The 19,759-nt window shown below is 70.1% G+C and carries 18 protein-coding genes; 12 read left to right on the forward strand and 6 right to left on the reverse strand.

Going from position 1 to position 19,759, the window contains the following annotated elements; all coding sequences use genetic code 11:
* Nucleotides 1–100 precede the first annotated feature (100 nt).
* The 5 genes from E0H26_RS26230 (at nucleotide 101) to E0H26_RS26250 (ending at nucleotide 4,444) form a co-directional block, all read left to right on the forward strand.
* Nucleotides 101–1,033, forward strand: coding sequence for a ParA family protein (locus E0H26_RS26230; protein WP_131308365.1), 933 nt, complete (start codon nucleotides 101–103; stop codon nucleotides 1,031–1,033).
* The gene (locus E0H26_RS26235) at nucleotides 1,030–1,269 is read left to right on the forward strand and encodes a Rho termination factor N-terminal domain-containing protein (RefSeq protein ID WP_131308368.1); all 240 of its coding nucleotides are present in this window, start codon (nucleotides 1,030–1,032) and stop codon (nucleotides 1,267–1,269) included. The genes E0H26_RS26230 and E0H26_RS26235 overlap by 4 nt, the downstream gene beginning before the upstream one ends.
* A gap of 78 nt (nucleotides 1,270–1,347) precedes the next feature.
* Entirely contained in the window at nucleotides 1,348–2,199 is an 852-nt protein-coding gene (locus E0H26_RS26240) for an aldo/keto reductase (RefSeq protein WP_131308371.1), read from the forward strand.
* Nucleotides 2,200–2,573: 374 nt separating this feature from the next.
* Nucleotides 2,574–3,590: an ATP-binding cassette domain-containing protein gene (locus E0H26_RS26245; RefSeq protein ID WP_131308374.1), complete on the forward strand. Its 1,017-nt coding sequence runs from the start codon at nucleotides 2,574–2,576 to the stop codon at nucleotides 3,588–3,590.
* Nucleotides 3,587–4,444: an ABC transporter permease gene (locus E0H26_RS26250; RefSeq protein ID WP_131308377.1), complete on the forward strand. Its 858-nt coding sequence runs from the start codon at nucleotides 3,587–3,589 to the stop codon at nucleotides 4,442–4,444. The genes E0H26_RS26245 and E0H26_RS26250 overlap by 4 nt, the downstream gene beginning before the upstream one ends.
* A 38-nt stretch (nucleotides 4,445–4,482) precedes the next feature.
* Here the strand turns inward: E0H26_RS26250 and E0H26_RS26255 are convergent, their stop codons facing one another.
* The 4 genes from E0H26_RS26255 to E0H26_RS26270 all read right to left on the reverse strand — a co-directional run bounded on the left by E0H26_RS26255 (nucleotide 4,483) and on the right by E0H26_RS26270 (nucleotide 10,252).
* Nucleotides 4,483–7,731, reverse strand: coding sequence for an ATP-binding protein (locus tag E0H26_RS26255; protein ID WP_131308380.1), 3,249 nt, complete (start codon nucleotides 7,729–7,731; stop codon nucleotides 4,483–4,485).
* Between the two features lie 58 nt (nucleotides 7,732–7,789).
* Complete coding sequence (locus E0H26_RS26260) at nucleotides 7,790–9,115, reverse strand: AAA domain-containing protein (RefSeq protein ID WP_131308383.1); 1,326 nt, start codon at nucleotides 9,113–9,115, stop codon at nucleotides 7,790–7,792.
* Between the two features lie 102 nt (nucleotides 9,116–9,217).
* The gene (locus E0H26_RS26265; RefSeq protein ID WP_240742388.1) at nucleotides 9,218–9,586 is read right to left on the reverse strand and encodes a globin family protein; all 369 of its coding nucleotides are present in this window, start codon (nucleotides 9,584–9,586) and stop codon (nucleotides 9,218–9,220) included.
* A gap of 60 nt (nucleotides 9,587–9,646) precedes the next feature.
* A complete protein-coding gene (locus tag E0H26_RS26270; RefSeq protein ID WP_131308386.1) occupies nucleotides 9,647–10,252 on the reverse strand; it encodes a DUF6879 family protein in 606 nt (201 codons plus the stop codon).
* 652 nt (nucleotides 10,253–10,904) lie between these two features.
* Here E0H26_RS26270 and E0H26_RS26275 point away from each other — a divergent pair.
* Together E0H26_RS26275 and E0H26_RS26280 are read left to right on the forward strand one after the other, a co-directional pair.
* The gene (locus E0H26_RS26275) at nucleotides 10,905–11,774 is read left to right on the forward strand and encodes a transcriptional regulator (RefSeq protein WP_131308388.1); all 870 of its coding nucleotides are present in this window, start codon (nucleotides 10,905–10,907) and stop codon (nucleotides 11,772–11,774) included.
* Entirely contained in the window at nucleotides 11,771–12,262 is a 492-nt protein-coding gene (locus tag E0H26_RS26280) for a flavoprotein (RefSeq protein WP_131308391.1), read from the forward strand. Before E0H26_RS26275 ends, E0H26_RS26280 begins: the two co-directional genes overlap by 4 nt.
* Nucleotides 12,263–12,362: 100 nt before the next feature.
* Here the strand turns inward: E0H26_RS26280 and E0H26_RS26285 are convergent, their stop codons facing one another.
* The gene (locus E0H26_RS26285; protein ID WP_131308394.1) at nucleotides 12,363–13,712 is read right to left on the reverse strand and encodes a hypothetical protein; all 1,350 of its coding nucleotides are present in this window, start codon (nucleotides 13,710–13,712) and stop codon (nucleotides 12,363–12,365) included.
* A gap of 458 nt (nucleotides 13,713–14,170) precedes the next feature.
* Between E0H26_RS26285 and E0H26_RS26290 the strand changes: the two genes are divergently transcribed.
* The 4 genes from E0H26_RS26290 (at nucleotide 14,171) to E0H26_RS26305 (ending at nucleotide 18,564) form a co-directional block, all read left to right on the forward strand.
* Entirely contained in the window at nucleotides 14,171–14,851 is a 681-nt protein-coding gene (locus E0H26_RS26290) for a lytic polysaccharide monooxygenase auxiliary activity family 9 protein (protein WP_206025372.1), read from the forward strand.
* Nucleotides 14,852–15,099: 248 nt separating this feature from the next.
* Nucleotides 15,100–17,310, forward strand: coding sequence for a choice-of-anchor J domain-containing protein (locus E0H26_RS26295; RefSeq protein WP_240742389.1), 2,211 nt, complete (start codon nucleotides 15,100–15,102; stop codon nucleotides 17,308–17,310).
* Between the two features lie 150 nt (nucleotides 17,311–17,460).
* A complete protein-coding gene (locus E0H26_RS26300) occupies nucleotides 17,461–17,814 on the forward strand; it encodes a nitroreductase/quinone reductase family protein (protein WP_131308397.1) in 354 nt (117 codons plus the stop codon).
* 9 nt (nucleotides 17,815–17,823) lie between these two features.
* The gene (locus E0H26_RS26305) at nucleotides 17,824–18,564 is read left to right on the forward strand and encodes a DivIVA domain-containing protein (RefSeq protein ID WP_131308400.1); all 741 of its coding nucleotides are present in this window, start codon (nucleotides 17,824–17,826) and stop codon (nucleotides 18,562–18,564) included.
* A gap of 75 nt (nucleotides 18,565–18,639) precedes the next feature.
* Here E0H26_RS26305 and E0H26_RS26310 read toward each other — a convergent pair whose 3' ends face one another.
* Nucleotides 18,640–19,011: a YciI family protein gene (locus tag E0H26_RS26310; protein WP_240742390.1), complete on the reverse strand. Its 372-nt coding sequence runs from the start codon at nucleotides 19,009–19,011 to the stop codon at nucleotides 18,640–18,642.
* Between the two features lie 363 nt (nucleotides 19,012–19,374).
* On the opposite strand from E0H26_RS26310, the gene E0H26_RS26320 reads away from it, so the two are divergent.
* The gene (locus E0H26_RS26320; RefSeq protein ID WP_131308405.1) at nucleotides 19,375–19,740 is read left to right on the forward strand and encodes a VOC family protein; all 366 of its coding nucleotides are present in this window, start codon (nucleotides 19,375–19,377) and stop codon (nucleotides 19,738–19,740) included.
* Nucleotides 19,741–19,759 lie beyond the last annotated feature (19 nt).

Here is a 19,759-nt window from a genome sequence, read left to right on the forward strand (position 1 = left end):
AGCCGACCATTACGGACAGCCGATGGTGACGGAGCGCCAACGGTGCGCGGCGGCAGATGATCCACATCGGCTACCGTTCCCGGTCTGGGGAGGTACGTCGATGTACGTCGTGTCTGTGATCAACTACAAGGGCGGGGTCGGCAAGACCACGGTGACCGCCAACCTCGGGGCCGAGCTGGCCAACCGTGGGATGAAGGTGCTGCTCATCGACCTCGACCCGCAGGCCAGCCTGACCTTCGGGTTCTACGACCCGGACGACTGGCGGGAACGGCTGCGCGACGGCCGGACCGTGAAGCGTTGGTACGACGGCCTACGCGAGGGCGAACCGGTAGTCACCCTGGGTGATCTGGTGGTGTCGCCCGGTCCCGCCAATTCCCGGCTGTCCGGTGCCGGTCGGCTCGACCTGATCGCCTCGCATCTGCAACTTGTCGACATCGACCTGGCGCTGGCCCGCAGCGTCGCCGGCGGCGAGGAGTACGACGCCGAACTGTTCCGGGTGCGTGGCTCGCTCGCCGAGGGCCTGCTGGCCGACGGGCTGGATCCGTACGACCTGGTGCTGATCGACTGCCCGCCGAACTTCAACGTGGTCACCCAGTCGGCCATCATCGCCAGCGACCACCTGGTCATCCCGGCCAAGGCCGACTACCTGTCCACCCTGGGCATCGACTACCTGCACGGCAACGTGCGGGAGCTGGTCGAGCAGTACAACGCCGACGCCCGGCGGTTCGCCACCGTACGCCGGCATCAGAAGGTCGCGCCCGGCGTGGCCGGCGTGGTCTTCACGATGATCCAGCTGTTGTCGCGACAGCCGATCGCCACCCATCAGAGCTACATGGACCAGGTACGCAACCTGGGTCTGCCGGTCTTTTCGACCGCGCTGCGGGAGAACGTCACCCTCTATGCCACCAACACCCCACGCGGTGTGCCGGTGGTGCTCCGCGACCGGGTCACCGTCCCCGCCGTCCGCGACGAGTTACGCCAACTCGCCACCGAGTTCCTCGACAACCTCCAGCCCGATCGGCGGCCCCGGTGAACGGCCGGGACGGCACCGCCGACCCGATCCGGGCCGGCGAGCGACTGGCGGCCACCACCAGCCGTGCCGACGGTGGTGCGTACCTCGGCGGCTGGTCGCTGCGGCAGTTGCGGGCGTTGGCCGCGCACCTGGAGTTGCGCGGCGTCGGTGGGCTGCGCAAGGCGGAACTGGTCGACCGGATCGTCGACCACACCATCGGCTACCGGCTCGATTCCACCGCCCTGCGGCAGCGCTGAGCCCCGAAACCCGGTCGATCGAGGCCGGCACCGGCGGGTTGGCGTGAGAATCCCGACGTCAGCGGGTATGCCGGTGCAATGGCGAGCACGATTCCGGACATCACGCTGAATGACGGCAACACCATCCCGCAGCTCGGTTTCGGGGTGTTCCAGATCGACCCGGCCGACACCACCGAGGCGGTACGCCGCGCGCTGGACGTCGGGTACCGGCACATCGACACCGCGCAGGGATACGGCAACGAGGCCGAGGTCGGGCAGGGCGTACGCACGGCGGGGCTGGCCCGCGAGGACGTCTACCTCACCAGCAAGCTCAACAACAACTTCCACCGCCCCGACGACGCCCGCACCGCGTTCCAGGCCTCGCTGGACGCGCTGCGCACCGACTACCTCGACCTGTTCCTGATCCACTGGCCGCTGCCGACCCGCTACGACGGTGACTTCGTCTCCACCTGGAAGGTGCTGGAGGAGTTCAAGGCCGACGGTCGGGCCCGGTCCATCGGCGTGTCCAACTTCCAGGTGCCGCACCTGGAACGGCTGGCCGCCGAGACGGACGTGGTGCCCGCGGTCAACCAGATCGAGGCGCACCCGTACATGACCAACGACGAGGTGCGGGCCTACGGCGCGAAGAACGGCATCGTTACCCAGGCGTGGTCGCCGATCGCGCAGGGTGCCGTGCTCGACGACCCGACCATCGCCGACATCGCCGAGCAGCTCGGCCGTACGCCGGCCCAGGTGGTGCTGCGCTGGCACATCCAGCGCGGCGACGTCGTCTTCCCCAAGTCGATCACCCCGAAGCGGATCGAGGAGAACTTCCGGCTCTTCGACTTCGAGCTGGACGAGGCGACCATGGAACGGATCACCCTGCTGGACCGGGGCGAGGAGGGACGGACCGGCCCGCACCCGGACACCTTCGACTTCGTCCCGGCCTGACCGCCCTCCGCTTTTAAGGCTTGACCTGAAGCGCGCTCAAGGTTGCAGCCTGGTGGGTCGGGTGGGTCGGCTCGTTTCCGCCGCGTAACGGGGGTCGGCAGCGGCTCAAGGCCACTGCCGGTCAGGGACGGTGAGTCCGTTCGGCCAGCCGCCGCTAGATCTGATCTAGCGGCGGCTGGCCGCCGTCTCGCGCCAGTAGGGCGAAGCTGGTTACCACCACCGCCGGCCGCCGTCGTTGTAGCTGTCGACCGGCCACGCTGCGGAATTTATGTCGTACGCGTGCGCTGTGGTGGGGCAGCATGCGGGCTGAGGACATGGGCGTGCCGCCGGTGCCTTGCCCCGCAGGAGTCGGAAAGCGGAAGGAAAACGAGATCATGAGTAGACGCGCCACCGGCCTCGCCATCGAGGCCGCGGGGCTGACCCGGTCGTTCGGCGAGACCCACGCGCTCGCCGGCCTGGACCTGGCGGTACCCGCCGGTGCCGTGTACGGGCTGCTCGGCCCGAACGGCGCCGGCAAGACCACGGCGGTCCGGGTCCTGGCCACCCTGCTGCGCCCGGACGGCGGGCAGGCCCGGGTGTTCGGCCACGATGTGGTCACCGAGGCCGACGCGGTTCGCGCCCGGGTGAGCCTGACCGGCCAGTACGCCTCCGTCGACGAGGACCTGACCGGCACGGAGAACCTGATCCTGCTGGGCCGGCTGCTCGGCCTGCGCAAGCCGGCCGCCCAGCAGCGGGCGGAGCAGTTGTTGGCCGCTTTCGGGCTGACCGACGCCGCTGGCCGGCAGGTCAAGAAGTATTCGGGTGGCATGCGGCGGCGCATCGACATCGCGGCGAGCATCCTCAGCACGCCCGACCTGCTGTTCCTTGACGAGCCGACGACCGGGCTCGACCCGCGCAGCCGCAACCAGGTGTGGGAGATCGTCCGGGCGGTGGTGGCGCACGGCACCACCGTCCTGCTGACCACCCAGTACCTCGACGAAGCCGACAAGCTGGCCAGCCGGATCGCGGTGGTCGACCACGGCCGGGTGATCGCGGAGGGCACCCCGGGCGAGCTGAAGTCGTCGGTCGGCTCCGGCACGGTCCACCTGCGGCTGCGGGACGCGGCTCAGCGGCCGGAGGCCGAGCGGCTGCTGGGGACGACGCTGGGTGTACCGGTGCAGTTGGAGCCGGATCCGGTGGCGATCACCGCCCGGGTCGGCGGGGACGGCAGCGACCTGGACGCCAGCGCGCAGGCCGCCCGGGCGCTGGGTGAACTGTCCCGCGCCGGGATCGTGGTGGACGACTTCTCGCTGGGCCAGCCGAGCCTGGACGAGGTCTTCCTGGCCCTGACCGACCATCCCGCCGTGCCGGCCGAGGCCGAGCGCGACGATGCCCTGGAGGCAGCCCGATGAGCAGCGACACCGCGACCTCGACCGGTCGGGCGCCGACGGTCTACGTCCCGTCGACCGAGGCGTTGGCGACCGTCCTCGCCCCGGGCAAGCGACCGCCCCGGCCCAGCGCACTGGCGGCCTCGCTGGCCTTCAGCTGGCGCGCACTGCTGAAGATCAAGCACGTTCCGGAGCAGCTCTTCGACGTGACGGCGTTCCCGATCATCATGGTGCTGATGTTCACGTACCTGTTCGGCGGGGCGCTCGCCGACAGCCCGCGTGACTACCTGCAGTTCTTCCTGCCGGGCATCATGGTCACCAGCGTCGTCATGATCACCATGTACACCGGGGTCGGCCTGAACACCGACATCGAGAAGGGGGTCTTCGACCGGTTCCGGACGCTGCCGGTGTGGCGGCCCGCCGCGCTGGTCGGCATGATCGTCGGAGACGTGCTCCGCTACGTGCTGGCGGCGGTGGTGATCCTGAGCGTCGGGCTGGTGCTCGGTTTCCGACCCGACGGCGGCGTGCTCGGCGTCCTCGCCGGGATCGGCCTGCTGGTGATCTTCTCGTTCGCGTTCTCCTGGGTGTGGACGTTCTTCGGGCTCGTCCTGCGCAGCGAGAAGTCCGTGATGGGGGTCAGCATGATGGTGCTGTTCCCGCTGACCTTCCTCAGCAACGTCTTCGTCGACCCGTCGACCATGCCCGGTTGGCTCCAGGCGTTCGTGAAGGCCAATCCGATCACGCACCTGGTGTCGTCGGTGCGGGCCGCCATGGGCGGCACCACGGACGCATCGAGCATGGCGTGGATGGTGGCGTGGAGCGCGCTGTTCATCGTGGTCTTCGGCACCCTGACCATGTACCGCTACAACCGCCGCTGACCCACACACCGACCCGTACCGTGGCGCGGGGATCCCGGTCAGAGGCGCCAGGGTACGGGTTCGGTGGGCAGGTAGCGGCAGGCGGCACCGGTGGAGATCGTGTGCCGCAGGTGGGCGGCGAGCGGCGGGTGTTGCTGGTCGAGGCGGCGCAGGGTGTCCCGGATCCGGGCGGTGACCGTCTTGCGGGCCCGTTCCGCCTCGTCGCCGATGCGGCGGGTACGCCCGGCCAGGCCGGCGGCGGCCCGCAGTTGGTCGAGCAGGGCCTGCCGCTCGGTGTCGAGGGCCGCCACCTTCGACTCGTCGTCCCGGGCCGCCGCCCGGTCGATCTCGTCGTCGAGGAGCGTCAGGTGCCGCCGATAGCGGTTCCTGGCCTCCTCGTCGAGGATCTCGTCACCGCCGAGCCGGCGGGCGGCGACGAGTTCCGGCCCGGCCGCCGGGTCGAGCAGTTCGACGGCGGGCACGTCGACACCGGGGCGGCCGAGCAACAGGCGCAGGTCGTTGAGCCCCTTGGCATCCGGCAGGTACGCGGTGGTGCCGCCGTACGTGAGCCGCCAGACCGCACCGTCCCGACGAAACTCGTACCCCGAGCCGGCTGCGGCCACCCGCGCCCCCGATCCGGCCGGCACCGCAGCGGGCGGCGGCGGTTCCGGAGCCGATCCGCTCGGCGCGGGGGTGGTGAGCCGGGCCAGCACCTGTCGCATGTCGAGGCTGCGGGCCTCCCGCTCGGCCTCCCGGCGCACGCTGGCCGCGACCGCCGCGTCGTCCGGGCCGCCCCGGGCCGTGAGCGCGTCCGCCAACGCCGTACGGGCGATGACCGACCACGGTCGGGAACCCATCCGGTCCGCGCTGTCGCGGGCGGCGGAGAACCCGGCCACCGCCTCGTCCCACCGCTGGTCCACGGCGTCGATCACGGCCAGCCAATGGTCGACCGGACCATGGATGTCACAGCCGAACAGGGCGACCAGCCACTGCCCCCGGTACGGCAGCAGGGCCTCCCGCGCGTCCGCGCAGCGCGCCGGGTCGCCGACCGTGGCCTGGGCACGAACCCGCAGCCAGAGCGCGACGATCGCCCGTGGGTAGGCGGCACCGGCGGCTTCCAGTTGCGCGACGAGCCGGGCGACGGTCTGGTGGTCACCGCGTTCGGCGGCGGTGATCGCCTGGAGCAGGTCGACCGTCTCGTTCTCGGCCGGGTCGAGCCCGTCGAGCAACTCCTGCGCCTCGTCTACCCGGCCCCGCAGCAGCGCCAGCGACCAGTGCAGGTGTTGACCGATGTGCTCGTCGTACTCCCACCCGTCGATCCGGCCCAACTCGGCGTAGCAGCCCTCGGCAGCGGCGAAGTCACCCCGGAAGGCGCTGGTGATCCCCCCGTCGATGTTGGTGGCCACCCAGTGCCGCGGCTTGCCGGTGGTCTGGGCGGCGGTCAGGAAGGCGTCGAGTTCGTCCTGGTAGCGGGGGTCGTCGAGTTCCAGCAGCGCCACCCAGCGCAGCGAGGTCGCCCACAGCTCGGTTTCCTGATCGCCGGTACGGCGGGCCAGCTCACGGATCTCGGCGGTGAGCGCCGCCCGGTCGGCCGCCGTGCCCGGCCCCCAGGCGGCGTCGTGGCGGGCCCACAGACTGAGGCTGAGCGCCTCGTCGTCCTGGCTGCTGCGGGCGCGGGCTTCGGTCGCGGCGATCAGGTCGGCTTCCAGGGTGTCGACCGGGAGGTCGGCGTCGGAATCGCCGACGAGTCGGCGGTACGCCTCCCGTAGCAACGCCTCGGTGTCGACGGCGAGTTGGGCGTCACGCTGCCAGTGGCGGTAGAGGCTGACCGCGAGCCGGGCGAGCAGGGCCGGCTCGTCGACCGCCAACGCCAGCGCGGCGGTCTCGGCGAGCAGTTGTCTCGCCTCGGCCCGATCGGCCGGGTGGAAGAGCCGGTCGGCCAGCTCAAGCATGATCCGGACGCGTTGCGTGTCGTTGCGCGTCAGCACGAGCGCACGACGCAGGTGCACGGCCGACTCCTCCATCGCGAGCCGACATCGGGCATCGCGGGCGGCGGCGAGCAGCAGCTCGGCGCGGCGATCGGGATCGAGGCGATCACCGGCGAGCCAGGCGTGCCGAGCCAGGTCGGCGGGGATGAGCCACTCGCCGAGCGCGGTGTGTTCGTCGACGGCGCGGACCACGGCGGCGTGGTGCTCCTCGCGCTCGCCGTCCAGCAGCCCGTCGTAGATCGTCTCGCGGACCAGGTCGTGCACGAAGGCGTACCGGGCGGCGCCGCCGGAGAGCACGAGTCGGGCGCTGACCGCGATGTCGAGTAGCTGGTCGAGCCGGGTCGACGGCAGGCCACCGCTGGCCGCGAGGACCGCGCCGTGGAACTCGCGGCCCAGCACGGCGGCGACGGTGAGCACGTCGACCACGGCGGCGGGCAGGTGGTCCAGCCGCTTGCGGACCACCTCGCGGATGCCCGGAGCGGTGCTGCTCACCACGCCCTCGACGTGCCAGAGCCGGGCGGTCTGCTCGACGAAGAACGGATTGCCACCGGTACGCCGGTACACGTCCTCGACGCAGTCGGCGGTCGGCTCACGCCCGGCGACCCGCGCCATCAGCACGCCGACCTCGTCCCGGGACAGGCCGGTGAGGGTGATCGTGGTGGCCTTGGCGGTCAGCGACATCAGCAGCGGACGCAGCGGATGATCACCCGCCTCGACCTCGGCGTCCCGGTACGTGCCGACGAACAGCAGCCGCTCGAACCAGGTGTGCTGGGCGGCGAACTGCAACAGCCGCACCGACGCCGCGTCGGCCCAGTGCAGGTCGTCCAGGACCACCAGCACCGGCCGGCGTTGGGAGACGGCCACCAACGCGGAGGTGACCGCGTCGTACAGCACGAACGCCTCCTGGTCGACCCCGTCCTGCCCGCCCGCCGGCAGCGCCGGCTCGACAGCCGGCTGGGTCAGCTCGACAGCCGGCCGGGTCAGCGCCGGCTCGCCGCGCAGCAGCGCGAGAGCCGGCTCGGCGGACTCCCGGGCCACCGCCCAGTCGGCTGCTGACCGGCGCAGTCCACGCAGCACCTGCAACCAGGGCCAGTAACCGGGGGCGGTGGCCGAATCCCAGCAGGCGGCGCCGAGCACCAACGCGCCCTGCCGGCGGGCCTCGTCGGCGGCGGCCGTCACCAGCGTCGTCTTGCCGATGCCCGGTTCACCGCCGACCAGCACGAGACCACCGTGACTGGCCGCAGCGCGGTCGGCCTCCGCGCGTAGCAGGCCGGCCGGATGTTCCCGGCCGATCATCTCTCCGCCGGACCGATCCCCCATGGCAACCGACGGTAGCCGACCGGACCGACATCCCGGGCGGCCCCGAGGAGCCCTGGGCTCAGCGGCGCACCGCCGCCCCGCTCAGGTGGGTCAGGATGGCCTGGTTGGCCTCCCAGCCGTCGGGAAACTTCACCGGCACGTCCAGTTGCGGCACGTCGGTCGACGGATGGGCGTCCAGCAGTTCACCGATGCCGGCCCGGGCCACCACCACACAGGCCTGCCGGTGCCGGGAGGCGAGCACGCAGAGTCGCCCCGACTCCAGGTGGAAGGCGGTCGCGTCGCGCCGGCCGGAGAGCGGGTGCAGCACGATGGTCAGCTCGTACTCCCGGCCCTGGAGTCGGTTGGCGGTGTCGACGGTGATGCCCGCTCCGGCCTCACCCAGCTGCGCCCGGATGGCCGCCACCTGGTCACGGTGCGCGGCCCCGACGGCGATCCGGTCCGCGGTGACCGGGGCGCCGTCCGGTGCCTGCTCGCAGACCGCGACCGCGCCGCGCGCCAGCACCCGCAGCGCGAGCGCGGCACACGCGGCGGCGGCCTCGGCATCGGTACGCAGGGTGTGCCGCGCCGGCAACTGGTAGAGCGCCCAGCCGGTCTCCACCGCCAACTCCACCGCCCGGTCGACGGCGTCGCCGCGCCCGGCACCGGTGAGCCGCAGTGCCCGGTCGGCGGGGGCGGTGCCGGCCCGGAACCCGGTGAACGGGTAGAACGCCCGCGACACCACCGACGCGGCCGAGGCGGGCAGCCGCCAGGACACCGGTAACCGGTGCACCGGCAGGTGCGGGTTGTGCCGCAGCAGCACCGCCACCGCCGACTGCATCGGATCCCAGGTCAGCCCCGCCCACCGACCAACCTCCACGGTGGAGAACGGGTCGAGCTGCCCCGGATCCCCCACGAACAGGGCCCGCTCGAACCTGCCGGCCACCCGCAGCAGAGCGTCCGAACGCATCTGGTACGCCTCGTCCACGATCGCCCACGGCCAGCGACCCTCGCTTACCGTGGCCCACTTGGCGGCCGTACCGATGACGACGGCCGCGGCGGCGAGGTCGGTGACCTTCGCGGCTACCCGGACCTGCTCGTGCGCCCGGACCCGCGCCGACGGCCGGTAGTCGCTCGCGGAGAGCCGGCCGACGCGCAGCTCCGGAGCCTTCCGGGCGAGCCGGTCGATCAGGTCGTCCACCTGCTCGTTGGTCTGCGCGATGACCATCAGCGGCTCGCCGGTGCCGGCCAGTTCCACGGCGGCCCGCACCACCAGGGTCGACTTGCCCGCCCCGGGCGGAGAGTCGACCACCACGCCCCGGTGGTCACCGGAACGCAGGTCGGCCAGCACGGCCGTGATGACCCGGTCCGCCTCGACGCCCGGCGGCACGGTCAGCTCGGTCTGCATCGTCGCCCCCTCTCACCTGCGGTCCCCGCACCCTACTCAGCGGCACCGACGTCGGCTGCGCTGTCCGGAGGCGGCCTCGACCTGGTGACGCCGGGCACGCGGTCAGTTCTGCTCCGCGCTGGCGATGCGCTGCGCGGCGGTGATCGTGTCGACCGGCAGGTCCAGCATCCACAACACCGCCGCCAGGTAGTCCAGCACCCGCAGATGCTGTTCCTCGGTCAACCCCAACCGCCGCCACGCCCCGCCCGCCGGCCGCGCCGCGCCCGCCGGGCCACCCAGCGCCGTGGTCAGCTGCGCCGCGAGGTGGGTGGCGAGCCGGGGCCGGTCGATCCCGAGCAGGTACGGCGCCAGTTCCGCGTCGGCGGCGACCAGGCGCATCCAGCGGTGCACCACTGTGCGTACGCCGGCCGGCCCGAGCCAGTCGAAGGCGTTGCGCTGGCAGGCCACCAACTCCGTCGTCCGCATGACCATGCATACGGACCGTCCTACTTGATCAGTTCAGCAGCGCTCCCAGGTGACGGCCGATGGCCGCTACCCGCCGGGTCGCCGCCCCGCCACCTCGTGCCGGAAGTACGCCTCGAAAGGCTCCGCCTCGTCCAGCAGGGACTCGATCTGCAACCGGCAGGCCCGCACCACCCCCGGCTCGACCACCTTCCGGGCGCCGACCGGCGTACCCGAAGGGTCGTACATCACCTCGTACAGCACGCGGTCACCGAGGACCATCAGCTCGGGGATCCGGCCATGCTTGTCCTCGAACCCGGCCAGCCGGTCCGCGCCGAGCACCCGGATCCGCTCACCCGCCTCGGCCCGATGCCGCAACACGTGCAGTTCCCACAGCAGGTACGCACTGAGCGGGCGGTCCACCACCCGCAGCCGGCGCAGCCCCGAGCCGGCCTTGTCGAGCTGGTCGAAGAACCGTACCGTCTCCGGATCCGGCTCGGCCGCGAGCCGCAACGCCTCGTCCCAGGCCCCCTCGGCGAACGCCTCCCAGGCCGGATTGCCCGGCTCCCGCAGCGTCTGCAACCGCTGGGTCCGCAGGATCGGACCGTCCACCGCGTCCACCGCCACGGCGAAGTCCGCGTCGTACCCGGCGAGCCCCAACCGCTCCCCCACCGCCGACCTGAGCAGGTCACGCATCCGCTCTCCACCCAATCGCTGCCGCTGATCGAGCAATCAGAATATGGCAACCTTCCGCACCCGACCCGTCACCGCGCGCACAAATCTCGCCCGCATCCGAGCTGGTCCGCACCACCCCCGCACGGTCCGTCGTGCGCGTCGCGACGACGGCAGCGACCGGCGCCGTCGCCCCGGGCGTCACACCACACGCAGGTACGCAGAAACTGTCCCTCCCTGGCTATTGGCACCGAGACGGGCGGGGACGGCGTACGCCGCTCGGGTCGACGTCACCGGAGCCCAGCACCCGTCCCGGGCCTCACTGAAGCTTTGACAACGCATTGACCAGGTACTACAGCGTTCGCGAGGCCACCATGGCGCAGGAATGAGGCATCTGCGTACTCGCCGCGTCAGCAGACCGTTACTACAGTGACGACAAAGGCGCAGGGAGGTCCGATCGTGGCGCTCAAGCCTGGATGAACTCGACGGCATGCTCGCCGACGTGTCAGTGGCTAGGCATCGAGGACAGGCCATGCGAGACCGGAGCCATGACCCAGCCACTGGCGCCATGAGATCTGACCTGCTGACCGGACTGCGCACCTTCCTCACCGAATACCTTGCCCCAGCCACGCCACCAGGGCTGTCCGCCGTGGAGGTACGACGAGCGGTCGGCAGGGTGCACAACCAGTACCAGCGGGCGAGCTACGCGTCCGCTGCGCTACTGCTGCCGGACGTACTCAGTCAAGCGACAGCCTTCGCCGAGAGCAGCGCAGGGATCCACCGCACGAGAGCCTTCCGAATGCTGGCCGCCGCCTACGTCGCCGCCTCGAAGTTGGCAGTCAAGGTGGGCGACGGCGACACCGCAATCCTCGCCGCCGACCGTGCCTCCACCGCCGCGCGGATCGCCAACGACAGGCCACTGGCGGCGGTCGCCGCCTACCAGGTGGCCTGCGGACTGATGCGGCTGCCGGGCCGGAGCGCCGATGCGGACCAGATCGTCCGAACGAGCATCGACCACCTGGCCGCCACGGGCCAGGTAACCAGCCCCGATCTCCTCTCCGCCCATGGTGCGCTGCTCCTCTTGGCGGCGGTCATGGCCGCTGGCCAGGGCAACTCGCAGGAGGCAGCACACTTCCTGACCAGAGCCCAGACGTTGGCGAGCATTCTTGGAACCGATCGGAACCGGCTCTGGACCGGCTTCGGCCCGACGAATGTCGTCATTCACGAGGTCTCCACCGCTAACAGGGCCGGCAACGGCGAACTCGCCCTGGAGATCGGAAGCCGGCTCGACACGTCCCGGCTGCCGACCGTGTTGACCGGTCGGCGGGCTCAGGTGCACATCGACATGGCCGAGGCTGTGCTGGGCTCGGCTGGCGACCGAGCCATCTCGGTGCTTCACCTCCTCGAAGCGGAACGGGTCGCCGCCGAATGTGTCCAGGTGAACGTTCAGGCCCGTACGGTGCTGCTCGACCTGCTGGCCAAGGAGCGCCGGACGGCGACGCCGGGGCTGCGGCCATTGGCGGAGCGAGCCGGGCTGCTGACATGACCGGACGGGTGCTGGCCCTGGTCGTCTGCGCTGCTCCGCCCGTCCTTCGGATCGGCGAACTGGTCGACTTGCTGCAAGCGGATGGCTGGACGGTCTGCGTGACCGCGACACCGACCGCCGCCACCTGGATCGAGCGACAGGCGCTCGAACAGCAGACCGGCTATCCCGTTCGGGTCCAGTGGCGCAAGCCGGGCGAGCCCGAGCCTCACCCCTCGGCAGATGCCGTTGTCGTGGTGCCGGCGACGTTCAACGTCATCAACAAGTGGGCCCAGGGCATCAACGACACGCTCGCCCTCGGCATCCTCAACGAGACACTCGGCGCCGGCATCCCGGTCTACGCCTTCCCCAACGTCAAAGCGCAGTTGGCCAGTCATCCGAGCTATGAAAGGCATCTACGGATACTCCAGGATGCCGGCGTCGCCCTGGCACCGCTGCCCGCGGCGCTGGACTGGCGATCGGTCGCCGCCCGGTTGAACGGGTCGAGCTAGATTCTGTCTCGCGGATCTTGGTACGAATCGGCCCTCATCGGGGCCGATTCGTACCAAGATCCGAGACAGAACCTAGTGCCGCGCTGCCAACCGCCGGCCGTCACTTGTAGACCGGGCGCCGGACGCCGTCGTGGTAGGAGCAGGCACCGCGCCGGCCCCCGGACATGCTGACCATGCCGTCGTTGCATTGGATCAGGTAACCCTTGCCGTTGAAGAAGTTGTCGATGCACCTGAAGTACGAGCAAACACCGGACGCCGGAGAGTAGATGTACGAGCCGCCGCAGAAGTTGTAGCCGTACGGATTCTGCGGGGCACCACAGAGGTCGACCTTCTTTGGCGTTGGTGACGCGGTCGTCGGCTTGGGCTTCGGGCTCCTGGTCGCCGGCGGCGTGGCTGAGGTCGGGGCGGCGGGAGCCGTAGCCGATGTCGGCGTGGCCGGAGCCTTGGTCTGCGCCGCGGACGCCTTGGTCGGTGGCGGCAGCGACCTGGTCGGCGCCGACAAAGTCGGGGTCGTCGTCGGCAGCAGCGAATCGATCGGCGTCGGGGAACCCGACAACGACGAGGGGGCCGTCGGCGTGGGTAGGCCCGAGGCGGCCTCCGGGGTCACGGAAGGCACCGGCAGGGCGTCGATGCGAACCCCGGCGGCGGAGGAGTTCGGTGACGCGGTCTGCGGCGCCGAGGTCCCGGCGACCACCTGGAGTACGCCACCGAACGCGCAGAGCGCGAACAGCACCATCGCGGCAATGCTCGCCATACCGCCGGGAATCCGCGCCGTCGCGGGAGCCGCAGCCGGAGTGACGAGGGCGGGCGGCGCGGGCTGCGCACGACGATGTTGCGCCAACATGCCGTCGAGTTGGGCGATGAGGGCGGGCCGCTGCTTACGGGCGTCGGCCAGCGCCAGCGCCAGGTTGAAGCGGAAGCCGGGTGCGCTGGCGGACGGCAGGTACAGGCCGGATATCCGCTGCCGGTTGACAACGTGCATGAGGGTGTACGGCGAACTGCGGTCATGCAGCAGCCCGGCCAGTTTGGCGTACGCCCACTCGCGCTTGCCCCTGGCGCCGAGAAAGACCACCCGGCGGTCGGTGACCACCACCGTGCCGGCGTCGATCAGCCTGATCCCCTCCGGCAACGGCCGAGTGAGCGCTTCGGCGGGGCTTGCCACCAGATCGGGCGTCACCGCCGGCAGGTTGGCGAACTGCGGCGCCTCGATCATTTGGGCGGCCGGGATGGTGTGGTACACCGCCTCGCCCCGACGAAGATCGATCAGCACACCTGCCGGCGCCTGTGAATGCGCCTGATAGTTCACCGCCGCGGACCGCATGCTCGCGAGATCGCTGTTTCGCCGGGACCACCCGTCAGCCATCATGCGGTACGCGTTCTGCCGCTTGGCGTTCTCGCGTGCCGCCCAGCGCGTACGCCAATCTGATCCTGTGTTCGGCAGCTCTGCCATCAGCAGCCCCCTCCGATGAACCCGCCGGATGTCCCGCGATCGTGACGACCTCTGGCACGATGCCGCATTCGGGCCCGCCGGAGGTTCCGCTGAATGGCCCTGATGGCAGCCGAAGGTCCGGTCCGGCCATCGACAATCGGCGAGGTCTCATCGATCGGACGGTGGGGATGGTGGACCGGTCGGCGCATGAATACGAGCCAGCCAGGGTAAGTCCACAGTGTCGTCCCTCCGCGCGCGGACGAGCGATCGCGGTCCGACCAGCGGAGATCAGCCACGAACTACGCATTGAGGCTGGTCAATCTACATTCCATGACGACCGGCCCATGCCGACGAGCCGGGCCAAACTCTCCCCATCTCAATATCAATTGACTATCGTTGATGTTTCGGGCGATAGGTGCAATACTGCGTTGGAAGCGCTCCCATTTCGACCTTGGAGGCCCTAGAACGGAGGATGAACCGTGCGTTCACACAAGCCCGATCAATCCGGCCGGCAATCCCGGTCAGCCATCCGCCAGCCCGTCCGAGCGCTCGTCCTGCTACTCGCCATGGTGGTCGGCATGCTGCCCTGGGCCGGCACGGCCCAAGCCCACGGCACCATCATCAACCCGCAGTCTCGTGCATACCAATGCTGGAAGACCTGGGGCAACAATCACATGAACCCGGCCATGCAGCAACAGGACCCCATGTGTTGGCAGGCGTTCCAGGCCAACCCCGACACCATGTGGAACTGGATGAGCGCCCTGCGGGACGGCCTCGGCGGGCAATTCCAGGCCCGCACTCCGGACGGCCAGTTGTGCAGCAACGGCCTTTCCAGGAACAACAGCCTGAACCAGCCGGGCGCCTGGAAGGTGACCAATATCAGTCGCAACTTCACCGTCCAGCTGTACGACCAGGCCAGCCACGGCGCCGACTACTTCCGGGTCTACGTCAGCAAGCAGGGGTTCAACCCCACCACCCAGCGTCTCGGGTGGGGAAACCTCGACTTCATCACGCAGACCGGACGCTACGCACCGGCGCAGAACATCTCGTTCAACGTCTCGACCTCCGGCTACACCGGACACCACATTCTCTTCGTCATCTGGCAGGCATCGCACCTGGACCAGGCGTACATGTGGTGCAGTGACGTGAACTTCGGCTGATCCGCAAGACCGACAGTCCGGGCATGACTCCGGCCCAGGGCCCTGGTGTCCTGGGCCGGAGGCGTGCGCACGATGCCGACCCGATCGCCGGGTGGATGCCGGCAGCAGCCGGAACGCCATCCAGGGGCGTGTACCCCTTGCCTGATCGATGCCCGTGTGTTGAGGATACGAAGACGCTCGATCAGCGTGCGTAGATCCGGTGCGCCTGCTCAGCCAGGGCCCGGCTCTCCCACTCATGAGGAGGTTTCGTGGCACGACGCCGCTTTGCGGGGATAGCAGCCAGCGCCATCGTCCTACCGTTCCTCGTCGTCGCCCAGCCGGCGGCGGCCAGCCCGGTCACCGCAGCGGCCAAGCCCGCTCCGGCACCGGCCACCGGGCTCGCGAATGACATCCGCGAGCTGACCCGCAAGGATTTCACCTTCAACGGCAAGCCGGTCGAGCTGCCGACCCAGTACCAGCCGCAGGCGCAGTCCCGCCGGACGCAGGCCGCCGCGGACACGCCGCCGGTCGGGACCGTACGCCAGTGGCTGGCGCTCGACGACTACCAGGGCATCATCTACCTGAAGCCGTACACGCTGCGGGGGGTGGGCGACAACATCGAGGTGTGGGTCGCCAACGACACCGAGTTCCCGGAGGGTGACTGCCGCCGGCAGATTCCGAACTCGACGACCGTCACCGACGCGCAGGTGGCGCACCTGGTCAACGAGTTCGACACGAACATGTACCCGAAGTCGGTCGCCGCGTTCAGCACCCCGCCGGAGCGGGACGGCAGCAACGCGCAGATCGCCGGTGACTACAGCGGTGCCGGCAACCGGACGGTCACCCTGGTCGACAACGTACGGGACGACAACTTCTACGACTTCCCGGCGGCGCCCAGCTACATCGCCGGGTTCCACTTCTCGCTCTTCAACGAGCTACTCGACCGCAACATCATGACGGTGGACGCGTTCGACTGGGCGCACCGCACCGGCGCGAACCCGCCGAACGAGCCCACCGACGACCTGTGCACCTCCCGGCCGGCGCGGCCGAACCTCTACGAGGGCACGTTCATCCACGAGTGGCAGCACCTGGCGCACTACTACGCCGACCCGTTCGAGACGGTGTGGCTGAACGAGGGACTGTCGGACTTCGTCCAGACCCTCGCCGGCTACGTGGACACCCGGGCCCGGGTCGACCAGCCCGGCACGGACAGCCACATCCACTGCTTCCAGGGCTTCGGTACGGTCCAGACGGACTACAACACCAATCCCCGGGACTGCGGTGGCCCAGAGAACTCGATCAACCTGTGGAACGAGGGCAGCACGTCCAGTGGGGTGCTCGCCGACTACGGCAACGTCTACTCGTTCATCCTGTTCCTCTACGACCGGTACGGCCTGGACTTCATCTCCCGGCTGCACCGCGACGGTGACCTCCAGGGGTTGGCCAGCCTGAAGGCGGCGCTCGCCGACGAGGGCGTCAAGGACATGTACAAGGTGATCCACGACTACCAGACGATGAACCTGGTCGACCGGGTCGTGGGCAACTCGAAGCTCGGCATCATGCTCGGTGTCGACAAGCGGCGGGTGACCACGGCCAGCCTCAACGCCACGGTCAACCTGGCCAACCCGGCTTCCTACGCGACGCCGGGCGCGGCACCCAACGGCGCCGACTACGTCCAGCTACGCAAGGCCAACGGCACTCCGCTGGGCCGGGGTGACCTGCGCTCGGTCAAGTTCCAGGGCGCGAAGACGTTGCCGGCGATCCCGCTGGCCTGGCAGACGGTGGCCAACGACCCGGACCGTCCGGGCAACTCGGTGCTCTGGTCCGGCAACGGCAACAGCCTCGACGTCGCCGCCGTCACTCCGGTGACCGTGCCGGCCGCCAACCCGACGCTGACCTTCCTCGCGAAGTACGGCGCCGAGGCCGGCTACGACTACGGCTACGTCAGCGTCTCCACCGACGGTGGCAAGTCGTACACGCCGATCGCCGGTGACAAGACGGTCGGCGGTCCGCTCGGCCCGGCGCTCAACGGCACCACCGCCGGTTTCGAGCCGCACTCGTTCGACCTGTCCGCGTACGCCGGGCAGAGCATCCTGCTCAGCTTCCGGTACGTCAGCGACGGCGGGGTCAACGAGGGTGGCCTGCTGGTCGACGACGTCACCGTCGGCGGCACGCTGGTCAGCGACGGGTCGAGCCTGGCCCCGTTCGACTCGCCGTCGGAGGTCTTCCCGACGCCGGTGGCGAACTGGAACGTCCGGTTCGTCGGTCTGGACGAGAAGAACAAGATCGCCTACCAGTACGAGGTGAACGGCAAGTCGAGCTTCACCCTCGGTGCGGCCCCGACGCTGGCCCTGCTGGCCTTCCCGAAGGTGGTCGCGATCGTCGCCTACGACGAGCCGACCGAGCAGGTGACCCAGTACGCGCCGTACACCCTGACGGTGAACAACGTGGTCCAGCCCGGCGGCGCACCGCTGAGCTGACCCACGGCTGACAGGAACTCCCGGTGCCGCGTCGCGGCACCGGGAGTTTCCGTTTCGGGGATGAGGTCCCGGAACCGACGACGCCCGCCCGGCACGCTCCCTACCCTGACTGACGAGGGCATCGTCGGGGGCAAGCTGCCGGAGGACACCATGACCAACGCGATGGGTGACGCACTGTCGGGCGTACGCGAGGTCGAACTGACCGTGACCGGCCGCAGGACCGGACGGCAGATCGCCCGCCCGGTGTGGTTCGTGCAGGCGGACGACAACGTGTTCCTGGTGCCGGTGACCGGCTCGGACAGCCAGTGGTACAAGAACGTCCGGCAGACCCCGATGGTGCAGTTGGCGGTCGACGGCACCGCGTTGAGTTCGAGCGCCACCCCGATCACCGACGCCGACCAGGTAGCGAACATCGTGGCGATGTTCTGCGACAAGTACGGCGCCGACCAGTTCGAGTCGTACTACCCGAAGCACGACGTCGCGGTCCAGGTGCCGCTCGGCTAGTTTGCCGAAATGGAGTTGACCCGGATCCGTCCCTCGCTGCCGCTCGGCGTGATACTTCTTCTTCTCGGCCCGGCCTTGCTGTGGTGGGCGGACTCGCCGACTGTCATGACGGCCGCGGTGGCCGTGGCCGCGGTGGTGTTCGGTGTACGGATGGTCACCGCCGCGCTCCGACCGTTCCGGTTCCGGATCGGTGCCGACGGGCTGGACCTACGGGTCGCCGGCCTCAACCGGATGGTGCCGTGGCACGAGATCGACGCGATCGTCCTGAGTCAACCGGCAGCGGTCGCCGGCTCGTCGCCGTCGCTACTGCTCGTGCCGGCGACCGGCGCCGTCGATCGGCCGCTCACCGGGCGTAGTCCGATCGACGGGCGGGAAGGGCTGGCCCTGCTCGATCTCGGCACGGTGCGGCAGCCGGCCGCCGAGGTGGCGGCGGCCCTGGCCCGATTCGGCGGTCGCCGGTTCCTCGACGCCCGTCAGCATCCGACGGGGCTGGAGCTGCCGTCGTTCACCATCTCGCTACGTGGCTACGACATGCGTCGGGTGGACGAGTTGGTCGAGCTGGGTCAGACCGCGCTCGCCTCCGGCGTACCGGCGCAACGAAGCGCGATCAAGACGCAGATCGACACGGCCCGCACGGCGCTGCCCCCCACCCTGCGCGGGTACTACACCGCCGAGGTCGACGCGTACCTGGATCGCCTCTCGGCCGAACTGGCCGGCGAACCGGGCGTCAGCGGCGGCGGGCCAGGGTGAGCGCCGCCGATCGTCGCCGCCGGGACAGCTGATCGCGGGCTGCCCGTGCGCCGACGATCGGCGATGGCTCGCCGGTCAGGCCGGCGGCACCAGGTCCTCCCACTCCGCCACCCGGCGGATCTCCACCTCGACCTCGGCGCCGGACTCGACGAAGAGGTCGACGAACCGCTGACCCCAGTGCATGGCCTCGGCCTTGTCGCGGACCTGGAGCAGTGCGAACCCGGCGACCAGTTCCTTGGTCTCGGCGAACGGCCCGTCGGTCACGGTCTTCTTGCCATCGGTGACGGTGATCCGGCCGGCGTCCACGCTGCTCGGGCGCAGGCCCTCACCGGCGAGCAGCACGCCCGACTGGTTCGCCTCCGCCATGAAGGTTCCCATCCGGGCGATGAACGCCGGGTCAGGGTTCCACAGCTCGGGCTTGGTGTCGTCCAGCTTGTGCATGAGCATGAAGCGCATCGTCGTGCCTTTCCTGGTTTCCTCGATCAGGCGAAGCCTGCCGGCCGTCCGCCGGTGTGCCGGGCCGCTTCTCGGACCGACTGTCACTGACGCTTCGGGCGACCCGACCCGGATTCGACACGACGGCGGGATTTTTTCGGGAAGGTTTTCTCACCGCCTCGGCGGCACCCCGGCGGCGCAGTCGGCGGCTTCGATGGTGCGGTTGACCTCGGCGACTCCCATGGGCGCATCAGACCAGGCGACTCGCGTCGGGGCAACGACCTGCCGCCGTGAGGTGTCCCGCCGGATCTGTCACACCCTGGTCCTAGCCTCGGCGACAGCCCCACTCCCGCAACACTCCGCCGGAGGCAGCAGATGCTCGACCATCTCGGCATCCAGGTCCGTGACCTCGACGCCAGCATCACGTTCTACGACGCGGTTCTGGCCGCCCTCGGCGCCCGCCGGATGCTGCAATATCCGCAGGCCGTCGGCTACGGCAGCGACAAGCCGGACTTCTGGCTCAGCCCGGCCGGCGGCGACGCCGGGCCCGAGAGCCACATCGCGTTCACCGCCGTCGACCGGGATTCGGTGCGGGCCTTCCACGACGCGGCGGTGGCGGCGGGCGCCCAGGTGCTGCACGCCCCCCGGGTCTGGCCGGAATACCACCCGACCTACTACGGCGCGTTCGTCCGCGACCCGGACGGCAACAACGTCGAGGCCGTCTGCCACGCGCCCGAGTAGGACAACCGCGCCGCCCGGC

Source organism: Micromonospora zingiberis, from assembly GCF_004331455.1.
In the GTDB taxonomy this organism is placed as follows: Bacteria; Actinomycetota; Actinomycetes; order Mycobacteriales; family Micromonosporaceae; genus Micromonospora; species Micromonospora zingiberis.

Excerpts from the sequence above, each read along its gene's own strand:
- E0H26_RS26230 (WP_131308365.1), top strand. The coding sequence starts at position 101 with ATGTACGTCGTGTCTGTGATCAACTACAAGGGCGGGGTCGGCAAGACC.
- E0H26_RS26240 (WP_131308371.1), top strand. The coding sequence starts at position 1,348 with ATGGCGAGCACGATTCCGGACATCACGCTGAATGACGGCAACACCATC.
- E0H26_RS26245 (WP_131308374.1), top strand. The coding sequence starts at position 2,574 with ATGAGTAGACGCGCCACCGGCCTCGCCATCGAGGCCGCGGGGCTGACC.
- E0H26_RS26250 (WP_131308377.1), top strand. The coding sequence starts at position 3,587 with ATGAGCAGCGACACCGCGACCTCGACCGGTCGGGCGCCGACGGTCTAC.
- E0H26_RS26255 (WP_131308380.1), bottom strand. The coding sequence starts at position 7,731 with ATGGGGGATCGGTCCGGCGGAGAGATGATCGGCCGGGAACATCCGGCC.
- E0H26_RS26260 (WP_131308383.1), bottom strand. The coding sequence starts at position 9,115 with ATGCAGACCGAGCTGACCGTGCCGCCGGGCGTCGAGGCGGACCGGGTC.
- E0H26_RS26265 (WP_240742388.1), bottom strand. The coding sequence starts at position 9,586 with ATGGTCATGCGGACGACGGAGTTGGTGGCCTGCCAGCGCAACGCCTTC.
- E0H26_RS26270 (WP_131308386.1), bottom strand. The coding sequence starts at position 10,252 with ATGCGTGACCTGCTCAGGTCGGCGGTGGGGGAGCGGTTGGGGCTCGCC.
- E0H26_RS26280 (WP_131308391.1), top strand. The coding sequence starts at position 11,771 with ATGACCGGACGGGTGCTGGCCCTGGTCGTCTGCGCTGCTCCGCCCGTC.
- E0H26_RS26285 (WP_131308394.1), bottom strand. The coding sequence starts at position 13,712 with ATGGCAGAGCTGCCGAACACAGGATCAGATTGGCGTACGCGCTGGGCG.
- E0H26_RS26300 (WP_131308397.1), top strand. The coding sequence starts at position 17,461 with ATGACCAACGCGATGGGTGACGCACTGTCGGGCGTACGCGAGGTCGAA.
- E0H26_RS26305 (WP_131308400.1), top strand. The coding sequence starts at position 17,824 with ATGGAGTTGACCCGGATCCGTCCCTCGCTGCCGCTCGGCGTGATACTT.
- E0H26_RS26310 (WP_240742390.1), bottom strand. The coding sequence starts at position 19,011 with ATGCTCATGCACAAGCTGGACGACACCAAGCCCGAGCTGTGGAACCCT.
- E0H26_RS26320 (WP_131308405.1), top strand. The coding sequence starts at position 19,375 with ATGCTCGACCATCTCGGCATCCAGGTCCGTGACCTCGACGCCAGCATC.